Here is a 16942-nt window from a genome sequence, read left to right on the forward strand (position 1 = left end):
CGGGTGCACGGCACCTCCGGCGGCTCAGTAGACTTGATGTGTGGCAGATCCAGCGAGTTACCGACCCCAGACGGGTGAAATTCCGACCAATCCGGGCGTGTACCGCTTCCGCGACCCGCACGGCCGGGTCATCTACGTCGGCAAGGCCAAGAACCTCCGTTCCCGGCTGAATACGTACTTCGCCAACCCCGCCGGGCTGCTGCCCAAAACCTACGCGATGGTGCACACGGCCAGCAGCGTCGAATGGACTGTGGTGGGCAGCGAACTCGAGTCGCTGCAGCTGGAATACACCTGGATCAAGGAATTCACGCCCCGCTTCAACGTGATGTTCCGGGACGACAAGACCTACCCGTATCTGGCCGTCACCATGGGGGAGAAGTATCCGCGTGTCCAGGTGCTCCGCGGGGATCGGCGCAAGGGGACCCGGTATTTCGGCCCGTACACCGCCGGCGCGATCCGGGACACCATGGACACCCTGCTGCGCGTATTCCCGGTGCGCAGCTGCAGCCCCGGGGTGCTGAAGCGCGCCCAGGCCAGTGGCCGGCCCTGCCTGCTCGGCTACATCGACAAATGTTCGGCGCCCTGCGTCGGCCGGATCTCCGCCGAGGACCACCGCGCCCTCGCCGAAGACTTCTGCACCTTCATGGGCGGCGAAGCCAAACCCTTCGTCAACCGGCTGGAACGGGAAATGGCCGCGGCGGTTGCCGAGCTCGACTACGAACGCGCGGCCCGGCTCCGGGATGACATCGTGGCGCTAAAGAAAGTCTTCGAACGCAACGCCGTGGTCCTCGCCGAGGGCACGGACGCCGACGTCTTCGCCCTGCACGAGGACGAGCTCGAGGCCGCCGTCCAGGTCTTCCACGTCCGCGGAGGCCGGATCCGCGGCCAGCGCGGCTGGGTGGTGGAAAAAGTCGAAGACTCCACCACCCCGGAATTGGTCGAACATCTGCTCCAGCAGGTCTACGGCGAGGAAGCCGGGCTCCAGGGCAGGCTGCCCCGGGAAGTCCTGGTGCCCACCGAACCCAGCAACGCCCCGGAGCTCACGCAATGGCTCAGCGGCCTGCGCGGGGCCCGGGTGGACGTCCGGGTGCCCCAGCGCGGCGACAAGGCGGCCCTCATGTCCACGGTCCGTGAGAACGCCGAGCACGCCCTCAAGCTCCATAAATCCCGGCGCGCCGGCGACCTCACCATGCGCTCCCAGGCCCTGCAGGAAATCCAGGAAGCCCTCGAGCTGCCCGTGGCGCTGCTGCGGATCGAGTGCTTCGATATCTCGCACGTCCAGGGCACCAACGTGGTCGGCTCCATGGTGGTGGTGGAGGACGGCCTGCCGAAGAAGTCCGAGTACCGGAAGTTCGCCGTCACCGGAGCCGCCGCCACCGACGACACCGCGGCCATGCACGACGTGCTGACCCGCCGGTTCCGGCACTATCTCCAGGAGCAAAACGAGCAGGCGGCGGCCGCGGCCAAGCCGGCACACCAGGCCGCGCTGGACGCCGCAACCGCCGCGGCGATCGCCGACTCCACCACGCCGGCGCCGCGGAGCAAGTTCGCCTACCCGCCCAACCTCGTCGTCGTCGACGGCGGCAAACCGCAGGTCAATGCGGCTGCCCGGGCGCTGGCAGAGCTGGGCATCGAGGACGTCTATGTGGTCGGCCTGGCCAAACGGCTCGAGGAAGTGTGGCTGCCGGAAAGCGATTTCCCGGTGATCCTGCCGCGCGCCTCCGCCGGCCTGTATCTGCTGCAGCGGATCCGCGACGAGGCCCACCGCTTCGCCATCACGTTCCATCGGCAAAAGCGCGGCAAGGCCATGACGGCCTCCGCGCTGGACAGCGTGCCCGGGCTGGGGGAGTCGAAACGCAAGGCCCTCCTGGCCGAGTTCGGCTCCGTCAAGGGCATCAAGGCTGCCACGCAGGAAGAACTCACCGGCGCCAAGGGGATCGGCCCGTCCCTGGCCGCCGCGATCGTCCGGCACTTCAATGCCGACGACGGCGAGGCCGCCGCCACGGTTCCTGCCATCAACATGACCACGGGTGAAATCCTGGACGCTTAGCTAGCGCCGCCAAACTTAGCTAGGGTAATGACTTGGGTAACGGCATGGCCGCGGCATCACCGCGGCCAGGGCCCGAACCTGATCGGAACAGCAAATCGCACAGGCAGAGATGGGGCTTCACTGATGGCAGAGTCGACGGCAGGATCCGAGACGGATGCGGACGGCATGACGCCCGTCAAACCCGTCGAGGCGGAACTGCTCGTAGTGACCGGAATGTCGGGAGCCGGCAGGAGCACTGCCTCGGACGCCCTTGAGGACCATGGCTGGTACGTCGTGGAAAACCTGCCGCCGCAGATGCTCGGCACGCTCGCCGAACTCGTGTCGCGGACACCGCACTCGATGTCCAAGCTCGCCGTCGTGATGGACGTCCGGAGCAAGGAACTGTTCGTGGACATGCGCGCGGCCCTCCGCGCCCTGGAAGCCACCGGTGTGACCTTCCGCGTGCTGTTCCTCGACGCCAGCGACGACGTCCTGGTACGCCGCTTCGAGCAGGGCCGCAGGCCCCACCCGCTCCAGGGCGGCGGCCGGATCCTCGACGGCATCGCGGCCGAACGCGAACTTGTCCGTGAACTGAAGGACACCGCAGACATCGTCCTGGACACCTCCTCCCTCAACGTGCACGGTCTCGCCACCGCGATTACGGAACTTTTCAGCGAGACCGGGCCGGTGGCGCTGCGGCTGAACGTCATGAGCTTTGGTTTCAAGTACGGGCTGCCGGTGGACGCCAACTTCGTGGCCGACGCCCGCTTCATCCCCAACCCGCACTGGGTGCCGCAGTTGCGCCCGCACACCGGGCTGGACAAGGACGTCAGCGACTACGTGCTGGAGGCCCAGGGCGTCAGTGACTTCGTGGAACGCTACGTCCTGGCCCTGGAACCGGTCCTGGACGGGTACCGGCGGGAGAACAAGCACTACGCCACCATCGCCGTAGGCTGCACCGGCGGCAAGCACCGCTCCGTGGCGGTCGCCGTGGAGCTCTCACGGAGGCTGGCGCAATATCCGCGCGTCACCGTGACGACGACGCACCGGGACCTGGGCCGCGAGTAATGGCGCTGCTGACCGGCCCGCTGCCCCTTGTCCCGCCCGCCAGCGCGGCATTCGCCAGCCAGCAGGACAAAGGCCCCGCCGTCGTCGCGCTCGGCGGCGGCCACGGCCTCTCCGCCTCCCTGTCTGCCCTGCGCCTGCTGACCTCCGAGCTCACCGCGATCGTCACGGTCGCGGACGACGGCGGATCCTCCGGCCGGCTCCGTGAAGAGTATGGCGTCCTGCCGCCGGGCGATCTCCGCATGGCCTTGTCCGCGCTGTGCGACGACACCGACTGGGGCCGAACATGGCGCGACGTCATGCAGCACCGCTTCGCCCCCGGCGCCGGCCGTGGCGGGTCACTCGATGAGCACGCCATGGGTAACCTCCTGATTGTCACGCTCTGGGAGCTCCTGGGCGACACCGTTGCGGGCCTGAAATGGGCCGGCGCCCTGCTCGGCGCGCGCGGCGAGGTCCTGCCGATGTCCAGTGTCCCGCTGACCATCGAGGGCCAGATCCGGGTTACCGCCCCGGACGGCACCACGGCATTGCAGACCCTCAGCGGCCAGGCCAAGTGCGCGGTGGCGGGGTCCCTTGAGCACGTCCGGCTGCTGCCCGAGAACGCTCCGGCCTGCACGGAGGCGCTAACGGCGATCGAGCTGGCCGACTGGGTCATCCTCGGGCCGGGTTCCTGGTACACGTCCGTGCTGCCGCACCTGCTGCTGCCCGAAATGCGGGAGGCTCTCTGCAACACGGCCGCCCGCCGCTGCCTGACGATGAACCTCGCCACGGACACCAAGGAGACCGCCGGCATGACCGCCGCCGACCACCTAAGGGTGCTGCGCGAGTACGCGCCGGAGTTCACAATCGACGTCATCCTGGCCGACCCGGCGTCGGTCCAGGACCTGCCCGACTTCGAGGCGGCGGCAGGAATGCTCGGTGCCGAGGTGGTCTTGGGTAAAGTGGGGGCGTCTGGTCGCCGTCCGGTCCACGATCCGTTGCGGCTGGCGACGGCGTACCACGATATTTTCGGGAACAGTTAGGAAAGGTGCCATGGCACTGACAGCATCAGTCAAGGAAGAACTTTCCCGTCTGGATATTAAGAAGTCCTCGGTCCGCAAGGCCGAGGTATCGGCCATGCTCCGCTTCGCCGGCGGGCTGCACATCATCTCGGGCCGGATTGTGATCGAGGCTGAAGTCGACCTCGCCTCGACCGCCCGGCGGCTGCGCGCGGCAATCGCCGAGGTGTACGGCCACCAGAGCGAGATCATCGTCGTCTCGGGCGGCGGCCTGCGCCGCGGCAGCCGCTACGTGGTGCGCGTGGTCCGCGATGGTGAGGCCCTGGCCCGCCAGACCGGACTCCTGGACGCCCGCGGCCGCCCCGTGCGGGGCCTTCCGTCAGTTGTGGTGAACGGCTCCGCCTCGGACGCCGAGGCCGTCTGGCGCGGCGCCTTCCTGGCGCACGGCTCGCTGACCGAGCCAGGCCGCTCCTCGGCCATGGAAGTCACGTGCCCCGGCCCCGAATCGGCCCTGGCCCTCGTCGGCGCCGCCCGCCGCCTCGGCATCCAGGCCAAGGCCCGCGAAGTCAGGGGAGTGGACCGCGTGGTGATCCGCGACGGCGACACGATCGCCGCGCTGCTGACCCGGATGGGCGCCCACGACGCGCTCATGGTCTGGGAGGAACGCCGCATGCGCAAGGAAGTCCGCGCCACGGCCAACCGGCTCGCCAACTTCGACGACGCCAACCTGCGCCGTTCCGCGCAGGCCGCCGTCGCCGCCGGTGCCCGCGTTGACCGTGCCCTGGAAATCCTGGGCGACGACGTCCCGGACCACCTCAAGTACGCCGGCGAGCTCCGGGTCGCGCACAAGCAGGCCAGCCTGGACGAACTTGGCCGCCTGGCCGATCCCGTCATGACCAAGGACGCCATCGCCGGCCGGATCCGCCGGCTTCTGGCCATGGCGGACAAGCGGGCCCAGGACCTCGGCATCCCGGGCACGGAGGCCAATGTGACGCCGGAGATGCTCGACGACTAGCCCGCCCCTAGAATCAACACAAGTAAATGCCGGGAATGGAAATACCCGGGAGCCGCGGCGGGTTGTTGCCGTTGGATCCCACCGCAAACTTCCGGATGCCCCGCATCCGGATGCACAATCCGAGAGTTACCGAACCGGACAACCCGTCCACGACATTGGAGGATTTTGTGACCGAGTACGTACTGCCACAGCTCGACTATGACTACGCAGCGCTGGAACCGCACATCTCCGCGAAGATCATGGAGCTGCACCACAGCAAGCACCACGCCGCCTATGTGACCGGCGCCAACAACGCCCTCGCCCAGCTGGCCGAGGCGCGCGAAAAGGGCGACTTCGCCAACATCAACCGCCTCTCCAAGGACCTCGCGTTCCACACCGGCGGCCACATCAACCACTCCGTCTTCTGGAAGAACCTCTCCCCGGACGGTGGCGACAAGCCCGAGGGCGAGCTCGCTGCGGCCATCGACGACGCCTTCGGCTCGTTCGACGCGTTCCGTGCCCAGTTCAGCGCCGCGGCGCTGGGCCTGCAGGGCTCCGGCTGGGGCTTCCTGGCCTACGAGCCCATCGGCGGCAACCTGGTCATCGAGCAGCTCTACGATCAGCAGGGCAACGTTGCACTCGGCACCACCCCGCTGCTGATGCTGGACATGTGGGAGCACGCCTTCTACCTGGACTACGTCAACGTCAAGGCCGACTACGTCAAGGCCTTCTGGAACATCGTGAACTGGGCCGACGTCGCCAAGCGCTTCGACGCTGCCCGCAAGAACGCGACGGGTCTCATTACCCTCTAAGGGGTGACGGGAACGACTTCCGTTTGTAACAAACCTCACATTACGGGCGCTTCAGCCCGAAATGTGGACGGACTGCCCCTGCACTTGCGGGGGCAGTCCCGGTTAAACGTAAGATGGATCACGGAAGGCGGTTAGCCTTCAGCAATGTGGCTGGTCGCCCTCCGATCTGGTAATTATCTCTGCCCAATGGCGTGCGGGATCTGTTAGTTGGCTTGAACGCCTTCTCAACTAGTCGTGCTCGCAGGAGCACCAAGGAGACTGAAAACGTGACGACCCGTATTGGCATCAACGGCTTTGGCCGTATCGGCCGCAACTACTTCCGCGCCGCCCTCGCACAGGGCGCAGATCTTGAGATCGTTGCGGTCAACGACCTCACCAGCCCGGAAGCCCTCGCTCACCTCTTCAAGTACGACTCTGTGGGCGGCCGCCTGGCCGAAACCATTGAGGTCAAGGACGGCAACATCGTCGTCGACGGCAGGATCATCAAGGTCCTCGCCGAGCGCGATCCCGCGAAGCTGCCCTGGGGCGAGCTCGGCGTCGACATCGTCATCGAGTCCACCGGTTTCTTCACGAAGGCCGCCGATGCGCAGAAGCACATCGACGCCGGCGCCAAGAAAGTCCTGATTTCCGCCCCCGCGTCGGATGAAGACATCACGATCGTGATGGGCGTCAACGACGGCCTGTACGACAGCGCTACGCACCACATCATCTCCAACGCCTCCTGCACCACCAACTGCCTCGGCCCGCTGGCCAAGGTCATCAACGACGCCTTCGGCATCGAGCGTGGCCTGATGACCACCATCCACGCCTACACGGCCGACCAGAACCTGCAGGACGGCCCGCACAAGGACCTCCGCCGCGCCCGCGCCGCCGCCATCAACATGGTGCCCACCTCCACGGGTGCCGCCAAGGCAATCGGCCTGGTCCTTCCGGAGCTCAAGGGCAAGCTCGACGGCTACGCCATCCGCGTGCCCGTGCCCACCGGCTCCGCCACGGACCTGACCGTCACGGTCTCCCGCGAGACCACCGTCGCTGAAGTCAACGCCGCTCTCAAGGCAGCATCCGAGACCGACGAGCTCCGGGGCCTGCTGACCTACACCGACGAGCCGATTGTCTCCTCGGACATCGTCGGCGACCCGGCGTCGTCCATCTTCGATTCCGGCCTGACCAAGGTGATCGGTGACCAGGTCAAGGTTGTGTCCTGGTATGACAATGAATGGGGCTACTCCAACCGCCTCGTGGACCTCACGGAGCTTGTCGCGTCCAAGCTGGGCTAGGGTAAGACTCATGACATTCCACACCCTCAACGAACTGATCGCTGATGGTGTCCGCGGGCGGTACGTTCTGGTCAGAAGTGACCTGAACGTGCCGCTCGACGGCTCTACAGTGACTGACGACGGCCGCATCAAGGCCTCCCTGCCAGTGCTGGCGAAGCTCACGGACGCCGGTGCCCGCGTGCTGGTCACAGCACACCTGGGCCGCCCCAAGGGCGCCCCGGAGGAGAAGTACTCGCTCAAGCCCGCAGCCGCCCGGCTGGCCGAGCTTGCCGGGTTCAAGGTCTCGCTTGCCGGCGACACTGTCGGCGAGTCGGCCAAGGAACTGTCCGCCGCGCTGCAGGACGGCGAAGCGCTGGTCCTGGAGAACGTGCGCTTCGACGCGCGCGAGACCTCCAAGGACGACGCCGAACGCGGCGCCTTCGCGGACGAGCTCGTCGCCCTCACCGGCGACAACGGCGCCTTCGTCGATGATGCCTTCGGTGCCGTGCACCGCAAGCACGCCAGCGTGTACGACGTCGCGACGCGGCTGCCGTCCTACCAGGGCGACCTTGTCCGCACGGAGGTCGAGGTGCTGCGCAAGCTCACCACCGACACCCAGCGGCCCTACGTCGTTGTCCTCGGCGGTTCCAAGGTCTCCGACAAGCTCGCTGTCATCGACAACCTCCTGGGCAAGGCGGACACGATCCTGGTGGGCGGCGGCATGCTGTTCACGTTCCTCGCCGCGGCGGGGAACAAGGTCGCGGCCAGCCTGCTCGAAGAGGACCAGATCCCGGTGGTCCAGGACTACCTGAAGCGGGCCGCTGACGCCGGTACCGAGTTTGTCGTGCCCACCGATGTTGTGGTGGCGGCCAAGTTCGCCGCCGACGCCGAGCACGAGACCGTCGCGGCCGACGCCATCGAGTCGAGCAGCTTCGGGGCCCAGGGCATCGGGCTGGACATCGGGCCGGTGTCGGCAGCGGCCTTCGCGGAGCGGATCAAGGGCGCCAAGACGGTGTTCTGGAACGGTCCCATAGGCGTGTTCGAATTCCCGGCCTTCGCCGCCGGCACCCGGGCCATCGCCCAGGCGCTGACGGAGACGGACGCGTTCACGGTGGTTGGCGGCGGCGACTCCGCGGCCGCGGTCCGGACCCTCGGCTTCGCCGATGACCAGTTCGGCCACATTTCCACCGGCGGCGGCGCCAGCCTGGAGTACCTTGAAGGCAAGGAACTGCCCGGCCTGAGCGTCCTCGACCGTTAGCACAGGCCGTTAGAAGCACCGGCCGTTAGCAGCACTGACCGCTGGTAGCAGCACTGACCGCTGGTAGCAGCGGCGGCCGCCAGGCCATCGAGCCGGCAGGGTGCCCTCCGCAAGGAACCGGGCACCCTGCCGGCTGCTCTTATACAACAAGAACTCTTGGAGATCACGTGACCACGTCAACCAACGGTAAATTCGACCGCAAGCCCTTCATCGCCGGGAACTGGAAGATGAACATGGACCACGTCCAGGGCATCACCCTCCTGCAGAAGCTCGCGTGGACCCTGTCCGACGCCAAGCACGACTACAGCCGGGTGGAGGTCGCCGTGTTCCCGCCGTTCACGGATCTCCGCGGCGTGCAGACCCTGGTCCAGGGCGACGAGCTCGCCGTCGTCTATGGCGGCCAGGACCTCTCCCAGTTCGACTCCGGCGCCTACACGGGCGATATTTCCGGGCAGTTCCTGGCCAAGCTCGGCTGCAGTTACGCACTGGTTGGCCACAGCGAACGCCGCACCGTCCACAATGAGTCCGACGCCGTGCTCAACGCCAAGACCAAAGCCGCCTTCCGGCACGGCATCACCCCCGTGCTGTGCGTCGGCGAGGGCCTTGAGATCCGGCAGGCCGGCACCCACGTGGACCACACGCTCGCCCAGCTCCGCGCCGGCGTCGAAGGCCTCACCCCGGAGCAGGCTGCCGAGCTCGTTGTCGCCTACGAGCCCGTCTGGGCCATCGGCACCGGCGAGGTTGCTGGACCGGAAGATGCACAGGAAATGTGCGCAGCCATCCGTGCGGAACTGTCCACCCTCTTCGGAACCGACGTCGCTGCCAAGACCCGCTTGCTCTACGGCGGCTCGGTCAAGGCCAACAACGCGGCCTCGATCCTGAAGGAACGCGACGTCGACGGCTTGCTGGTCGGCGGTGCCAGCCTGGACGCTGCCGAGTTTGCTAATATTGTCAGGTTCGAGAGTCACCTGTTGACGGATTAGTCCGGACACAGCCTGACCCCCGTAATCCAATTCTTCTGAAAGGCCGTCGTGGACGTTCTTCATGTCATTCTGCAGGTCCTCCTGGGCATCACCAGCCTCCTGCTGACGTTGCTCATCCTGCTCCATAAGGGACGCGGAGGCGGCCTGTCCGACATGTTCGGCGGCGGCATGAGTTCGGGGCTGAGCTCCTCCGGTGTCGCCGAGCGGAACCTCAACCGGTTCACGGTCATCCTGGGCATCACCTGGGCGGTCGTGATCATCGCCCTCGGCCTGCTCATGCGGTTCAGCACGGGCGCCGATTCCTAGGACTCCGTCCGAAAAACTCCATAAGGGGTCCTTAAGGCCCTCCCGGCATCGGGAACTCCGCAACTACGCTGTGGCTGTCGTCTAGCACGCTTCCATCAGCTGAGTAGCCAGGAGTTCCCGATGCTGCATTCTGCTTCCGGATTCAAAGGAATCCGTGTAGGCGCCACCGAAGGGGCATCTCCCCGCCATGAGCCACTGAACGGGGCCGGCGTACGCCAGCCCCGTATTCGTGTCTCCTTCCGGTGCGCCAAGGGCCATGAAACCGCGCTCGTATTCGCGCAACTGCCGGAGGAACAAATCCCTGGAGTCTGGGACTGCCGGCGCTGCGGCGGGACCGCAACCCGCGATGAAGCCAAGTTTGCCCTCGAGGAAGCGCCGACGGAGGGCTTCAAGACACACCTGGAATACGTTAAAGAACGGCGCTCCAGCCAAGACGCCGAAGACGTGCTGGCTGGAGCGCTGGAACGGCTACGCGCCCGACGGTCCCTTCCGGACGAGCTGCTCCGGGACCCGTGACGCGGCGTTTTCGTCAATCAGCCACAGGGTTTCCCGGCGGCCACGCGGGCCAGCCGCGGGAACCTGCACGGGATTGGCACCGGCCAGCGCCAGTCCCACGGCGCCGGCCTTATCGTCACCGGCCACCACCATCCACACCTCTAATGCCGTATTGATCGCCGGCAACGTCAGTGACACCCGCGCCGGCGGCGGCTTGGGGGAGTTGTGGACGCCGACGACGGTCAGTTCCTTCTCCCGGATACCGGCCTGCTCAGGGAACAGCGAGGCGACGTGCGCGTCCGGCCCTACCCCCAGGAGGACGATGTCCAGGCGGGGGAGCCGCGCCGGATGTTCCGGCCTGTCATCGGACATGTCCGCGGCGTGTTCGGCGGCGGCAGCCTCAGCGAGGCGGCGTGCATAGTCTGCCGCAGCTTCGTCCGGGCTGTCGAAGTCATCGGTAGAACCAGGCACATGGACTCGCGCCGGATCCACATCGATATGGGCCAGGAGAGCGTCCTGGGCCTGGCGGGCGTTGCGTTCGGCGTCGTCGGCCGCCACGAAGCGCTCGTCACCCCACCAGAAGTTCACCTTTGACCAGTCAACGGCCGGCGCCGCCGGTGATTCCGCGACTGCCTTAAGCGAACCGATGCCCATTGTGCCCCCGGTAAGCACCACAGTGGCCTCGCCGTGCCGGTCCTGGATATCCACGAGCTTGGTGATAAGGCGGGCTGCGATTGCAGCCATCAGGACGGTCGAGTCAGGATGGATGCTTACTCTCGGGTCAGCGCTCACTGGGACGGACACTCCTTAGATTGGTACGTGGGAGTCCCATAGTAATCACTTCGCCAAAGACTTCGTCCGGATCCAGGCGGCGGAGCTCTTCGGCCAGGCAGTCTTTGAGGCTGCGGCGCGGCAATGAGATCCGTTGCGCGGGCTGGCCGGGCTGCGTCAGTTCCGCAATCGTGAGCCCGGGCCGGAAGAGCTGGATGTCGCCGCCGGGCCGGGTCAGCCGGACGCGGCGGATCCCGGTTCCGGCCGGATCCGCCACGATCGTGACGGGAACATCCAGGGCCAAGGTGAGCCAGGCCGCGAGCAGCACCGTACTGGGGGAGTCCGAGGCGCCCTCGACGGCGACAGCCGTCACCGGCGAGTCGTCCACCTGGTCCAGGACCGCGGCCAGCTGGATGCGCCAGTTGGTCAGGCGCGTCCAGGCGAGGTCCGTGTCGCCGGCCTTGTAAGTGCGGCGAATGTTTTCCAGCGCCGTGACCGGGTCCGTTTCGTTGGCCGAGTCAGTGATCCGGCGGTGCGCGATGCTCCCGATCGAGGTCTGGCACGCATTCCTGGGGGCGCCATGCGGCCACCAGGCCACGATCGGTGCGTCCGGGAGCAGCAGGGCCGCCACGAGGGACTCGCTTTCCTCGGCGAGTTCGCCGTAGCCGCGCAGCAGGATGACCTCGGAGGCCCCAGCATCGCCGCCGACGCGGATCTGGGCGTCCAGCCGGGTCGGGGCCGAGGCCCCGGCGTCGGCGAGGACGATGATCCGGCACGGGTGTTCCCGGCTGGCCTCGTTGGCGGCCTCGATGGCCTCCTCTTCAAGCCCTGAGCGGGTGACGACCACTAGGGTCAGCACCCGGCCCAGGGCGATCACGCCGCCCTGCTCGCGCAGGGCCATGATCTTCTTGGAAATCTTAGAGGTGGTGGTGTCGGGAAGATCTACGATCATGGCCTTCTCCAGGTTCGTCCGTCGCGGGCAAGGAGCTCGTCGGCCGAGGCAGGGCCCCAGCTGCCAGGAGCGTAGGGCTGGGGCTGTTCGTCGAGGCCGGCCCAGTACTCCTCGAACGGGTCCAGGATCTTCCAGGACAGCTCGACTTCCTGGTGCCGGGGGAACAGCGGCGGTTCGCCGAGGAGCACGTCGAGGATCAGGCGTTCGTAGGCTTCGGGGCTGGACTCGGTGAAGGAGTGGCCGTAGCCGAAGTCCATGGTGACGTCGCGGACTTCCATCTGGGTGCCCGGAACCTTGGACCCGAACCGGATCGTCGCGCCTTCATCGGGCTGGACCCGGATCACCACGGCGTTCTGGCCGAAGTCGTCCTCGCCGTGGTCGGTGAAGAGCAGGTTCGGCGCGCGCTTGAACACGACGGCGATCTCAGTTACCCGGCGGCCGAGCCGCTTGCCCGCGCGCAGGTAGAACGGCGCTCCGGACCAGCGCCGGGTGTTGATGTCCACCCGGATCGCGGCGAACGTCTCGGTCTTGGAATCGGCCGGGATGCCCTCTTCCTCCAGGTATCCGAGGACTTCCTCGCCGCCCTGCCAGCCGCCCGTGAACTGCCCGCGGGCGGAGTGGGTGGAGAGGTCATCGGGAAGCCGGACGGCGGCGAGGACCTTTTCCTTCTCGGCCCGCAGGTCATCGGCGTTGAAGGAGATCGGCTCCTCCATGGCCGTCAGGGCCAGGAGCTGGAGCAGGTGGTTCTGGATGACGTCGCGGGCCGCGCCCACGCCGTCGTAGTAGCCTGCCCGGCCGCCGGTGCCGATGTCCTCGGCCATGGTGATCTGGACGTGGTCCACATAGTTGGCGTTCCAGAGCGGCTCGAAGAGCTGGTTCGCGAAGCGCAGCGCCAGGATGTTCTGGACCGTCTCCTTGCCCAGGTAGTGGTCGATCCGGAAGACCGCGTCCGGCGGGAACACCGACTCGACGATGTCGTTGAGCTGCCGGGCGGATTCGAGGTCGTGCCCGAACGGCTTTTCGATCACGACGCGGCGCCAGTTGTCACCCGACGCCTGGGCCAGGCCGTGCTTCGAGAGCTGGCGGCAGACCTGCTCGAAGGCCTTCGGCGGAATCGAGAGGTAGAACGCGTGGTTGCCCCGCGTTCCACGGTGCTCGTCGAGTTCATCGATGGTCTCGCCGAGCCGCTTGAACGCGTCGTCGTCGTCGAACTCGCCCTGCACGAAGCGGATGCCCTCGGAGAGTTGCTTCCAGACCGTCTCATCGAAGGGGGTGCGGGCGTACGCCTTCACCGACTCCAGGACCTCCGCGGCGAAGTCCTCGTTCTCCCACTGCCGGCGGGCAAAGCCCACCAGGGCAAAGCTCGGCGGGAGCAGCCCGCGGTTGGCGAGGTCGTACACGGCCGGCATGAGCTTCTTGCGGGCGAGGTCACCGGTTACCCCAAACAGGACCAGCGACGACGGCCCGGCAATACGGTTTAGACGGCGGTCACGGGGGTCCCGGAGCGGATTGCGCCCCCGGCCGGCCGTGTTCCTGCCGCCGTTGTAGGTTTCTGGCATGGTTGCGTGGGTGCCTTAGCTTTGAGTGGAGGATGCTGCCTGGCCGGCAAGGGACGTGATGAGCTCCTGGAGCTGCTTCACACCCGCAGGGCGGTCGGTCAGGTGCAGCCGGAGGACCGGGCGGCCGTGTTCGGACAGGACCTGGGCGTCGCCTGCGGCCTGCGCCGAGATCAGCTCGCCGAACGTAAAGGGCCGGTCCGGGATGGCGAGGTCCGTCGCGGAGGCGGCCGTGACCTGCAGGAAGACGCCGATTGCAGGGCCGCCCTTGTGGAACTGGCCGGTGGAGTGCAGGAACCGCGGACCCCAGCCGAACGTGACCGGGCGTCCGGTGACAGCAGCCAGTTCGTCGCGGATACCTTCGAGGCTGGCGTAGGCGAGCCGGTCGAAATAGGCCTGGACGCTGAGGTAGCTGTCCGGGCCGAGTTCGGCGAGCAGGGCGCTGACGGCTTCTGCCGCCGTGGCGGCACCGCCGAGCCATTCCCCGCCGCGGACCTCGATGGCGCCGTCGGTGAAGTTCGCCGGCGTCGGCTCGGGCTGAGCGTCCAGCAGGCCGCGCGCGGCGATCTTGGCTGCCTCGACGTCGGGCTGGTCGTACGGGTTGATGCCCAGCAGCCGGCCGGCCACGGCGGTGGCGAACTCCCACACCATCATCTGGGTGGCCAAGCCGCCGGCAATGGCGACCTCGTTCTCGCCGAGCTCTACGTCGGCATCTGCCGCGACGAGCCGGACGACGAGGACATCGGGAGCGCCAAGTGTGGCCTCCGGGGAGGCAGGGCCGGCGACGACCGGCAGCACGCCGGTGCCGAGCTTGCCGGTGGATTCGGCGATGAGCTGTTCAGCCCAGTCGGCGAAGCCCACAATCCCGGAGCCGTCCTCCGCGATGACGATCTTGTTGCGCAGCGGGTTGGTGCCGCCGAGGGCGGTGCCGAGGGCAAGGCCGATGTTGTCCTCCGAGTCCTCATTGAGGATCTCGGCTGCTTCTTCTGCTTCATCAAGGAATGCCTGGATGTCCACTCCGGCCAGCCCGCAGGGGACCAGTCCGAACGCGGTGAGGGCCGAGAAGCGACCGCCGACGTTGGGGTCGGCGTTGAAGACGGCGCGGTAGCCTGCTTCCCTAGAGGCCTTGTCCAGCGGCGAACCCGGGTCGGTGACGATGATGATGCGGCTCTTCGCGTCGATCCCGGCATCGGTGAATGCCTGCTCGAAGATCCGGCGCTGGGAATCGGTTTCCACGGTGGAACCGGACTTGGACGAAACGACGATGGCCGTTTCGGCCAGACGGTCCGCCAAGGCGGCACTGACCTGTTCGGGGTCGGTGCTGTCAAGAACAGTCAGCTCGACGCCAGCGGTGCCCGCGATGACTTCAGGCGCCAGCGAGGAGCCGCCCATGCCGCAAAGGACGATCCGCGTAACGCCCTCGGCCTTCAGCGCATCGCGGAGTTCCAGGATCCCGCCGACCAGCGGCTGGGAGACGGTAGCCGCCTCGACCCAGCCCAGCCGGACGGCGGATTCCTGCTCTGCGTCCGGACCCCACAGCGTGTGGTCCTTCGCGAAGATCCGGGTGGCAATGCGGTCCTCCAGGAGTGCCGGGAGGTGCTGCTCATGGGCCTGGCGGGCTGCGCCGGTGGCGTCGTAGCTGAGTGTGCTCATGATGGGTTAGGAAGCCTTCCGTGCAGAGGCCAGGGCGCCTTCGACGTCACCCAGCAGTTCCTTCCAGCTGGCCACGAACTTGTCCAGGCCTTCGGATTCGAGCAGTGCGACGACCTCGTTGTAGGAAATCCCGAGCGCATCGAGGGAGTTCAGGGTGGCGTTGGCGTCGTCGTAGCCGCGGGTAACGGTGTCTCCCGTGACGGTGCCGTGGTCGAACGTGGCGTCGAGGGTCTTCTCCGGCATGGTGTTCACGACGCCGGGCGCAACGAGTTCCGTGACGTAGAGGGTGTCCGGGTAGGCCGGGTCCTTCACGCCGGTGGAGGCCCACAGCGGGCGCTGCGGCAGGGCGCCGGCCTCGGCCAGCAGGGTCCAGCGTTCGGTGGAGAAGAGCTCTTCGTAGACCTGGTAGGCCAGGCGGGCGTTGGCCAGGCCGGCCTTGCCCTTCAGGGCCTTGGCCTCGTCGGTGCCGATGGCGTTGAGGCGCTTGTCGATTTCGGCATCGACGCGGGAGACGAAGAAGGACGCGACCGAGTGGATCTTGGACAGGTCGTGGCCGTTGTCCTTGGCCTGTTCGAGGCCGGACTGGAAGGCGTTGATGACGGCGCGGTAGCGTTCCAGCGAGAAGATCAGGGTCACGTTGACGCTGATGCCCTCGGCCAGGGTGGCCGTGATGGCCTCGAGGCCTTCGAGGGTTGCCGGGATCTTGATCAGGACGTTGTCCTTGTTGACCTTCTTGTACAGGTGCTTCGCTTCGGCGATGGTGCCGGCCGTGTCCCAGGCCAGGCGGGGGTCCACCTCAATGGAGACGCGGCCGTCGACACCCTTGGTGGCTGCGGCGACGGGGGCGAACAGGTCGCAGGCGTCGGCGACGTCGGTCGTGGTGATTTCGAAGACGGTCTCTTCAACGGTGGCGCCGGCGGCCGCCTGGGCGGCGATGACGGCGTCGTAATCGTGGCCGGTGGTGATGGCGGCGTGGAAGATGGACGGGTTGGTGGTGACGCCAACGACGTTCTTCTCTTCGATCAGCCTGCGCAGGGTGCCGGTCTGCAGGCGGCCGCGGGAGAGGTCATCGAGCCAGATCGAGACGCCGGCGTCGGAGAGCTGCTGTGTGGGGGTAGTCATTTCATAACTCCTGGAAATCATGGGTTCCGGGGGACAGGGTCCCCCGGAACCGTGGGGTGTGGATCAGTTGGTGAGGCTGGCGAGGGATTCCTTGGCGGCGGCGGTGACGGCTTCGGTGGTGATGCCGAATTCCTGGAAGAGGCGCTTGTAGTCGGCGGACGCGCCGAAGTGTTCCAGGGAGATGGAGCGGCCGGCGTCGCCGACGAATTCCTTCCAGCCCAGGGCCAGTCCGGCCTCGACCGAGACGCGGGCCTTCACGGCGGCGGGGAGCACGGCCTCGCGGTAGGCGGCGTCCTGCCTGGTGAACCACTCGACACAGGGCATGGACACGACCCGGGTGGGGATGCCCTCGGCCTGCAGGGCCTCGCGGGCGGCGACGGCGAGCTGGACCTCGGAGCCGGTGCCGATCAGGATGACCTGCGCCTCGACGGTGGCCCCGTCCTGGGAGGCTTCGGCCAGGACGTAGCCGCCCTTTGCGACGCCGGCGGTGGAGCCGAACGTGTCGCCGGTGGCCTCGGACGTGCCGCGGGCCCAGGTGGGGATGTTCTGCCGGGTCAGGACGATCCCGGCGGGGTTTTCGTGGTTTTCCAGCATGGTCTTCCAGGCCGCGGCGACCTCGTTCGCGTCCCCGGGGCGGACGACGTCCAGGCCCGGGATGGCGCGCAGGGAGGCGAGCTGTTCGACGGGCTGGT

At 67.2% G+C, this 16942-nt stretch carries 16 protein-coding genes; 10 read left to right on the forward strand and 6 right to left on the reverse strand.

Annotation, left to right across the window (positions count from 1 at the left end; genetic code table 11):
• Positions 1 to 40: 40 nt before the first annotated feature.
• The 10 genes from uvrC to ACFRJ8_RS14265 all read left to right on the forward strand — a co-directional run bounded on the left by uvrC (position 41) and on the right by ACFRJ8_RS14265 (position 10217).
• A complete protein-coding gene (gene uvrC, locus ACFRJ8_RS14220) occupies positions 41 to 2050 on the forward strand; it encodes an excinuclease ABC subunit UvrC (RefSeq protein WP_377986805.1) in 2010 nt (669 codons plus the stop codon).
• Between the two features lie 123 nt (positions 2051 to 2173).
• A complete protein-coding gene (gene rapZ / locus ACFRJ8_RS14225) occupies positions 2174 to 3097 on the forward strand; it encodes an RNase adapter RapZ (RefSeq protein ID WP_090577737.1) in 924 nt (307 codons plus the stop codon).
• Positions 3097 to 4116, forward strand: a complete 1020-nt coding sequence (gene yvcK / locus ACFRJ8_RS14230; RefSeq protein WP_377986806.1) for a uridine diphosphate-N-acetylglucosamine-binding protein YvcK — start codon at positions 3097 to 3099, stop codon at positions 4114 to 4116. The genes rapZ and yvcK overlap by 1 nt, the downstream gene beginning before the upstream one ends.
• 10 nt (positions 4117 to 4126) lie before the next feature.
• Positions 4127 to 5107 (forward strand): DNA-binding protein WhiA, encoded by a 981-nt coding sequence (gene whiA / locus ACFRJ8_RS14235; protein WP_377986807.1) that lies wholly within the window; start codon positions 4127 to 4129, stop codon positions 5105 to 5107.
• 167 nt (positions 5108 to 5274) lie between these two features.
• Complete coding sequence (locus ACFRJ8_RS14240; RefSeq protein WP_277523724.1) at positions 5275 to 5898, forward strand: superoxide dismutase; 624 nt, start codon at positions 5275 to 5277, stop codon at positions 5896 to 5898.
• A 266-nt stretch (positions 5899 to 6164) separates the two neighbouring features.
• A complete protein-coding gene (gene gap, locus ACFRJ8_RS14245) occupies positions 6165 to 7175 on the forward strand; it encodes a type I glyceraldehyde-3-phosphate dehydrogenase (protein ID WP_277523722.1) in 1011 nt (336 codons plus the stop codon).
• A 10-nt stretch (positions 7176 to 7185) separates the two neighbouring features.
• The gene (locus tag ACFRJ8_RS14250; protein ID WP_377986808.1) at positions 7186 to 8412 is read left to right on the forward strand and encodes a phosphoglycerate kinase; all 1227 of its coding nucleotides are present in this window, start codon (positions 7186 to 7188) and stop codon (positions 8410 to 8412) included.
• Between the two features lie 167 nt (positions 8413 to 8579).
• Positions 8580 to 9395: a triose-phosphate isomerase gene (gene tpiA, locus ACFRJ8_RS14255; protein ID WP_377986809.1), complete on the forward strand. Its 816-nt coding sequence runs from the start codon at positions 8580 to 8582 to the stop codon at positions 9393 to 9395.
• Between the two features lie 48 nt (positions 9396 to 9443).
• Entirely contained in the window at positions 9444 to 9701 is a 258-nt protein-coding gene (gene secG, locus ACFRJ8_RS14260; protein ID WP_377986810.1) for a preprotein translocase subunit SecG, read from the forward strand.
• Positions 9702 to 9821: 120 nt separating this feature from the next.
• A complete protein-coding gene (locus ACFRJ8_RS14265) occupies positions 9822 to 10217 on the forward strand; it encodes an RNA polymerase-binding protein RbpA (protein ID WP_377986811.1) in 396 nt (131 codons plus the stop codon).
• Here ACFRJ8_RS14265 and pgl read toward each other — a convergent pair.
• The 6 genes from pgl to ACFRJ8_RS14295 all read right to left on the reverse strand — a co-directional run.
• A complete protein-coding gene (gene pgl / locus ACFRJ8_RS14270) occupies positions 10170 to 10988 on the reverse strand; it encodes a 6-phosphogluconolactonase (RefSeq protein WP_377986812.1) in 819 nt (272 codons plus the stop codon). The two genes, ACFRJ8_RS14265 and pgl, sit on opposite strands and share 48 nt — an antisense overlap.
• Positions 10978 to 11919 carry a glucose-6-phosphate dehydrogenase assembly protein OpcA gene (locus ACFRJ8_RS14275; RefSeq protein WP_377986813.1) on the reverse strand — a complete coding sequence of 314 codons (942 nt, stop codon included), beginning with the start codon at positions 11917 to 11919 and terminating at the stop codon, positions 10978 to 10980. Before ACFRJ8_RS14275 ends, pgl begins: the two co-directional genes overlap by 11 nt.
• Positions 11916 to 13478 carry a glucose-6-phosphate dehydrogenase gene (gene zwf / locus ACFRJ8_RS14280; RefSeq protein WP_377986814.1) on the reverse strand — a complete coding sequence of 521 codons (1563 nt, stop codon included), beginning with the start codon at positions 13476 to 13478 and terminating at the stop codon, positions 11916 to 11918. The genes ACFRJ8_RS14275 and zwf overlap by 4 nt, the downstream gene beginning before the upstream one ends.
• A gap of 15 nt (positions 13479 to 13493) precedes the next feature.
• A complete protein-coding gene (locus ACFRJ8_RS14285; RefSeq protein ID WP_377986815.1) occupies positions 13494 to 15128 on the reverse strand; it encodes a glucose-6-phosphate isomerase in 1635 nt (544 codons plus the stop codon).
• 6 nt (positions 15129 to 15134) lie between these two features.
• Positions 15135 to 16250, reverse strand: coding sequence for a transaldolase (gene tal, locus ACFRJ8_RS14290; protein ID WP_377986816.1), 1116 nt, complete (start codon positions 16248 to 16250; stop codon positions 15135 to 15137).
• Between the two features lie 63 nt (positions 16251 to 16313).
• Positions 16314 to 16942: transketolase C-terminal domain-containing protein (locus tag ACFRJ8_RS14295; RefSeq protein ID WP_377986817.1), on the reverse strand; the 629-nt coding region annotated here is incomplete at its 5' end.

Source organism: Arthrobacter sp. NPDC056886, assembly GCF_042788715.1.
Taxonomy (GTDB): domain Bacteria; phylum Actinomycetota; class Actinomycetes; order Actinomycetales; family Micrococcaceae; genus Arthrobacter.

Bases quoted from the DNA above. Each gene is read 5' to 3' on its own strand.
- rapZ (WP_090577737.1), top strand. From the start codon at position 2,174: ATGGCAGAGTCGACGGCAGGATCCGAGACGGATGCGGACGGCATGACG.
- yvcK (WP_377986806.1), top strand. From the start codon at position 3,097: ATGGCGCTGCTGACCGGCCCGCTGCCCCTTGTCCCGCCCGCCAGCGCG.
- whiA (WP_377986807.1), top strand. From the start codon at position 4,127: ATGGCACTGACAGCATCAGTCAAGGAAGAACTTTCCCGTCTGGATATT.
- ACFRJ8_RS14250 (WP_377986808.1), top strand. From the start codon at position 7,186: ATGACATTCCACACCCTCAACGAACTGATCGCTGATGGTGTCCGCGGG.
- ACFRJ8_RS14265 (WP_377986811.1), top strand. From the start codon at position 9,822: ATGCTGCATTCTGCTTCCGGATTCAAAGGAATCCGTGTAGGCGCCACC.
- ACFRJ8_RS14275 (WP_377986813.1), bottom strand. From the start codon at position 11,919: ATGATCGTAGATCTTCCCGACACCACCACCTCTAAGATTTCCAAGAAG.
- zwf (WP_377986814.1), bottom strand. From the start codon at position 13,478: ATGCCAGAAACCTACAACGGCGGCAGGAACACGGCCGGCCGGGGGCGC.
- ACFRJ8_RS14285 (WP_377986815.1), bottom strand. From the start codon at position 15,128: ATGAGCACACTCAGCTACGACGCCACCGGCGCAGCCCGCCAGGCCCAT.
- tal (WP_377986816.1), bottom strand. From the start codon at position 16,250: ATGACTACCCCCACACAGCAGCTCTCCGACGCCGGCGTCTCGATCTGG.